Consider the following 3,891-nt stretch of genomic DNA (forward strand, 5'->3'; position numbering starts at 1 on the left):
CCTTCGCAGGCCTCCGATTGGGCGAAGCGGCGGCGCTGCAGGTCACGGACGTCGACTTCCTGCGCCGCGAGATCCATGTTCGTCGTCAGGTGCAGCGGGTCAACGGCGGAGAGGTCGACATCCGGCTACCGAAGTACAACTCCGAGCGGACCGTCCACGCTGCCCAGGCACTGATCGACATGCTCGCTGAACACGTGGCGCTCGGCCTCACCAACGAGTGGCTGTTCGAAGGCAACGCCAAACTTCCGCCGCATCAGAACACCGTCGGTCATCGATGGCGCACGACGCTGTCACGGGCAGGCGTGAGCGGCGTTCGCTTGCACGACCTTCGTCATTTCTACGCGTCGGGACTGATCGCCTCGGGTTGCGACGTGGTGGCTGTCCAGCGGGCTCTCGGCCACGCCAAGTCCACGACCACCCTGACGACGTACGCGCACCTCTGGCCCAACGCCGAGAGCCGGGTCCGGGACGCGTCCGCGCGACTCGCGGCCGAGGTCCTCGGCTCTGCTGAGGGCGCTGTGAGGGCAGAGAGTCGATAAACAGGCGCTGACCTGCGGCTTTACACGTTGAAGCGGAACTCCACCACGTCACCATCGGCCATGACGTAGTCCTTGCCCTCCATGCGGACCTTGCCGGCTTCCTTGGCCTTGGCCATCGAGCCCAGCGCGGTCAGGTCGTCGAAGGAGACGACCTCGGCCTTGATGAAGCCCTTCTGGAAGTCGGTGTGGATCACGCCGGCGGCCTCGGGTGCGGTGTCGCCCTTGCGGATCGTCCAGGCCCGCGTTTCCTTGGGCCCGGCCGTCAGGTAGGTCTGGAGACCGAGGGTCTCGAAGCCGACGCGGGCCAGGGTCTCGAGGCCGGGCTCGGTGACGCCGGCCTCGGCGAGGAACTCGGCGGCTTCCTCATCATCGAGCTCGACGAGCTCGGACTCGAACTTCGCGTCCAGGAAGATCGCCTCGGCGGGTGCGACGATCTCGCGCATCTTCGCCTTGAGGTCCTCGTCGGCGAGCTCGTCGGCGTCGCAGTTGAAGACGAAGATGAACGGCTTGGCGGTGAGCAGCGAGAGCTCGCGGAGCAGGTCGCGGTCGATCTTCGTCGCGATGATCGGCGTACCGGACTCGAGGGCTTCCTTCGCCTCCTTGACGGCCTCCAGGTTCGCGACCAGGTCCTTGACCTTCCGCGACTCCTTCTCCAGGCGGACGATCGACTTCTCGACCGTCTCGAGGTCCGCGAAGATCAGCTCGGTCTGGATGGTGGAGATGTCGTTGGCAGGGTTGACCTCACCGTCGACGTGCGTCACGTCCTCGTCGCGGAACACCCGGGTCACCTGGCAGATGGCCGCGGACTCACGGATGTGGGAGAGGAACTTGTTGCCCAGGCCCTCGCCCTGCGAGGCGCCGCGGACGATGCCGGCGATGTCGACGAACTCCACCGTCGCCGGGAGGATCCGCTCGGAACCGTAGATCTCGGCGAGCTTCGGGAGTCGCGCGTCGGGCACGCCCACCACGCCCACATTGGGCTCGATGGTGGCGAACGGGTAGTTCGCCGCGAGGACGTCGTTCTTGGTCAGCGCGTTGAAGAGCGTTGACTTGCCTGCGTTCGGGAGACCGACGATGCCGATGGTGAGTGCCACGGGCGCTGAGTCTATGGCCGTACGACGGACCGGCCCGAATCAGCGACAGACACAACGACGGCCCTCCCGGGGAGGCCGGGAGGGCCGTCGGTGGTGAGCAGGGGTCAGGAGCCGTACAGCGCCCTGACGCCAGCAGCGTCGGACGCCTGGAACTCCAGGTCGCTCGAACCGCCGTTGCACTGCGGGTAGTGCATGATCGAAGAGGAGTCGTACGGCGTCAGCGGGCGCCAGTTGTTGTCCTCGAAGCAGGTGCCGGCCTCGGGGCGGGTGTGCTCGTGACGGAACCCGAGGGTGTGCCCGAGCTCGTGCGCGAGGATGTCGATCGGTTCCCAGTTGCCCGAGGACCAGATCGAGTCATCGATCAGCACGTTGCGCGACCGCTTCGAGGTGCTCGGGAAGAACGCCCGGGCGATGTACTGCGACGTGGAGACCGGCTCGACGGAGAACAGCACGTTGTTGTTGCGGGTGGTGCAGCTGCTGTTCTGCGCGGGGACGTAGACGAAGTTCACCTTCGACGAGGCCGCCTCCCACAGGCCGGCGCCACCGGCCATCGCGTTGATGACGTCCGCCTGGCGGGTGCCGAACTTGGTGCTCACGCAGTAGGTCAGGTTGGCCGCCTGCGACGCGCTCCACTTGTCGTCGGCTCCGCCGACCGTGTTCACGATCAGCCCGTCGTGCTGGGTCTCGGTGGGAGCGACCATGCTCTCGTAGAACTTCTTCAGGTCGCCCTTGGTCGAGATGACCTCGTCACCGTTGACGACGAACGCTCCGTCGACGTCGACGTACGTCGAGGACTCGAACTCCTTGTACGTGGGTACCGGGTCTCCCGCGTCCGCGCCGGAGGAGGACGGGACCGTGGCGCCGGCGAACGCGGCCACCAGACAGGCCACGCCGACGGAAATTCTGCTGACTCGCGATGACTGCATCAAAGAACCTTTCCCAAGAGAGGACATCTGGTTCATCGAAGCCCGTCATCACCCCCGACGACAAGAGATCGTCCGGTTCAGAAACCGGCAGGCCCCGTCGCTGCACGGATCTGAGCCACGGATACATTCGCACCGTGCGGATCGCCACCTGGAACGTCAATTCCCTTCGCTCGCGCATCGATCGTGTCGAGGCCTTCCTCGAACGCCACGACATCGACGTGCTCGCACTCCAGGAGATCAAGGCCCGCGAGGACCAGGTTCCACTGATGGGCCTCCAGGCCCGTGGGTACGACGTCGCGGCCCATGGGCTGGACCAGTGGAACGGCGTGGCCCTGATCAGCCGGGTCGGCCTCGAGGACGTGACGATCGGCTTCCCGGGCCAACCCGGGTGGGGCGAGCCGCCCGTCGTGGAGGCGCGGGCGATCGGCGCGACCTGCGGCGGCGTACGGATCTGGAGCCTCTACATCCCCAACGGCCGCAAGCCGGACGACCCGCACTACGCCTACAAGCTCGACTGGCTCGCCGGACTGCACACCGCGGCCGCGCCGTGGCTCGACGTACCCACCGCCCTGGTCGGCGACTGGAACATCTGTCCGACCGACGACGACGTCTTCGACGTCACCCAGTTCCGCAACTCGACCCACGTGACGCCCGCCGAGCGCGCCGCCTTCCAGGGCTTCCTCGACAGCGGCTGGGCCGAGGTGACCCGCGAACACGCACCCGGCTACACGTACTGGGACTACTACCGCCAGCGGTTCGAACGCGACCGTGGCCTGAAGATCGACTTCGTCGTCGGCTCCCCCGGCTTCGCCGAGCGGGTGACGGGTGCGTTCATCGACCGCGACGAGCGCGACCCCGCCCAGAACACCGGCTCCCCCAGCGACCACGCGCCGGTCATCGTCGACCTGGCCGACTGACCTACAGGCCCTGCCACTCCGGCTTGGCGTCGTAGACCGCGCGGTAGTGGTCACGCCGGGCGAGGCCCGCAGCGGCCTCGGCGTCCGCGAGGATCGTGACGTGCGGATGCATCTGGAGCACGGACGCCGGACAGGAGGCCGTGACCGGTCCCTCCACTGCCGCCGCCAGCGCAGCCGCCTTGCCGGGCCCGGTGGCGAGGAGCAAAAGGTGCCGCGCCCGGAGGATGGTGCCGAGGCCCTGCGTCAGCACATGACGCGGCACGTCCTCGACCCCGCCGAAGAACCGTGCGTTGTCGCGCCGCGTCTCCTCGGTCAGGGTCTTCAGCCGGGTGAGGGACGCCAATGAGGAGCCCGGCTCGTTGAAGGCGAGATGGCCGTCCGTGCCGATGCCGAGGACCTGGACGTCGACGCCCCC

5 protein-coding genes are annotated in these 3,891 nt (G+C 67.4%); 2 read left to right on the forward strand and 3 right to left on the reverse strand.

Features of this window, described 5'->3' with window-relative positions:
* Nucleotides 1-539, forward strand: a 539-nt coding sequence (locus ACOADB_RS01200; RefSeq protein ID WP_378596098.1) for a site-specific integrase, incomplete at its 5' end; no start/stop codon positions are given.
* A gap of 20 nt (nt 540-559) precedes the next feature.
* On the opposite strand, the gene ychF is transcribed toward ACOADB_RS01200, so the two are convergent.
* Together ychF and ACOADB_RS01210 are read right to left on the reverse strand one after the other, a co-directional pair.
* On the reverse strand, nt 560-1,633 hold the full coding sequence (gene ychF / locus ACOADB_RS01205; protein ID WP_378596099.1) for a redox-regulated ATPase YchF: 1,074 nt from the start codon (nt 1,631-1,633) through the stop codon (nt 560-562).
* 104 nt (nt 1,634-1,737) lie between these two features.
* On the reverse strand, nt 1,738-2,559 hold the full coding sequence (locus ACOADB_RS01210) for a M57 family metalloprotease (RefSeq protein WP_378596100.1): 822 nt from the start codon (nt 2,557-2,559) through the stop codon (nt 1,738-1,740).
* Between the two features lie 134 nt (nt 2,560-2,693).
* Here ACOADB_RS01210 and ACOADB_RS01215 point away from each other — a divergent pair, with 134 nt between their 5' ends.
* The gene (locus tag ACOADB_RS01215; RefSeq protein ID WP_378596101.1) at nt 2,694-3,476 is read left to right on the forward strand and encodes an exodeoxyribonuclease III; all 783 of its coding nucleotides are present in this window, start codon (nt 2,694-2,696) and stop codon (nt 3,474-3,476) included.
* 1 nt (nt 3,477) lies between these two features.
* On the opposite strand, the gene ACOADB_RS01220 is transcribed toward ACOADB_RS01215, so the two are convergent.
* Nucleotides 3,478-3,891: 6-phosphogluconolactonase (locus ACOADB_RS01220; RefSeq protein ID WP_378596102.1), on the reverse strand; the 414-nt coding region annotated here is incomplete at its 5' end.

Origin of the sequence: Nocardioides sp. CPCC 206348 (assembly GCF_048654705.1) — a bacterium.
GTDB lineage: Bacteria > Actinomycetota > Actinomycetes > Propionibacteriales > Nocardioidaceae > Nocardioides.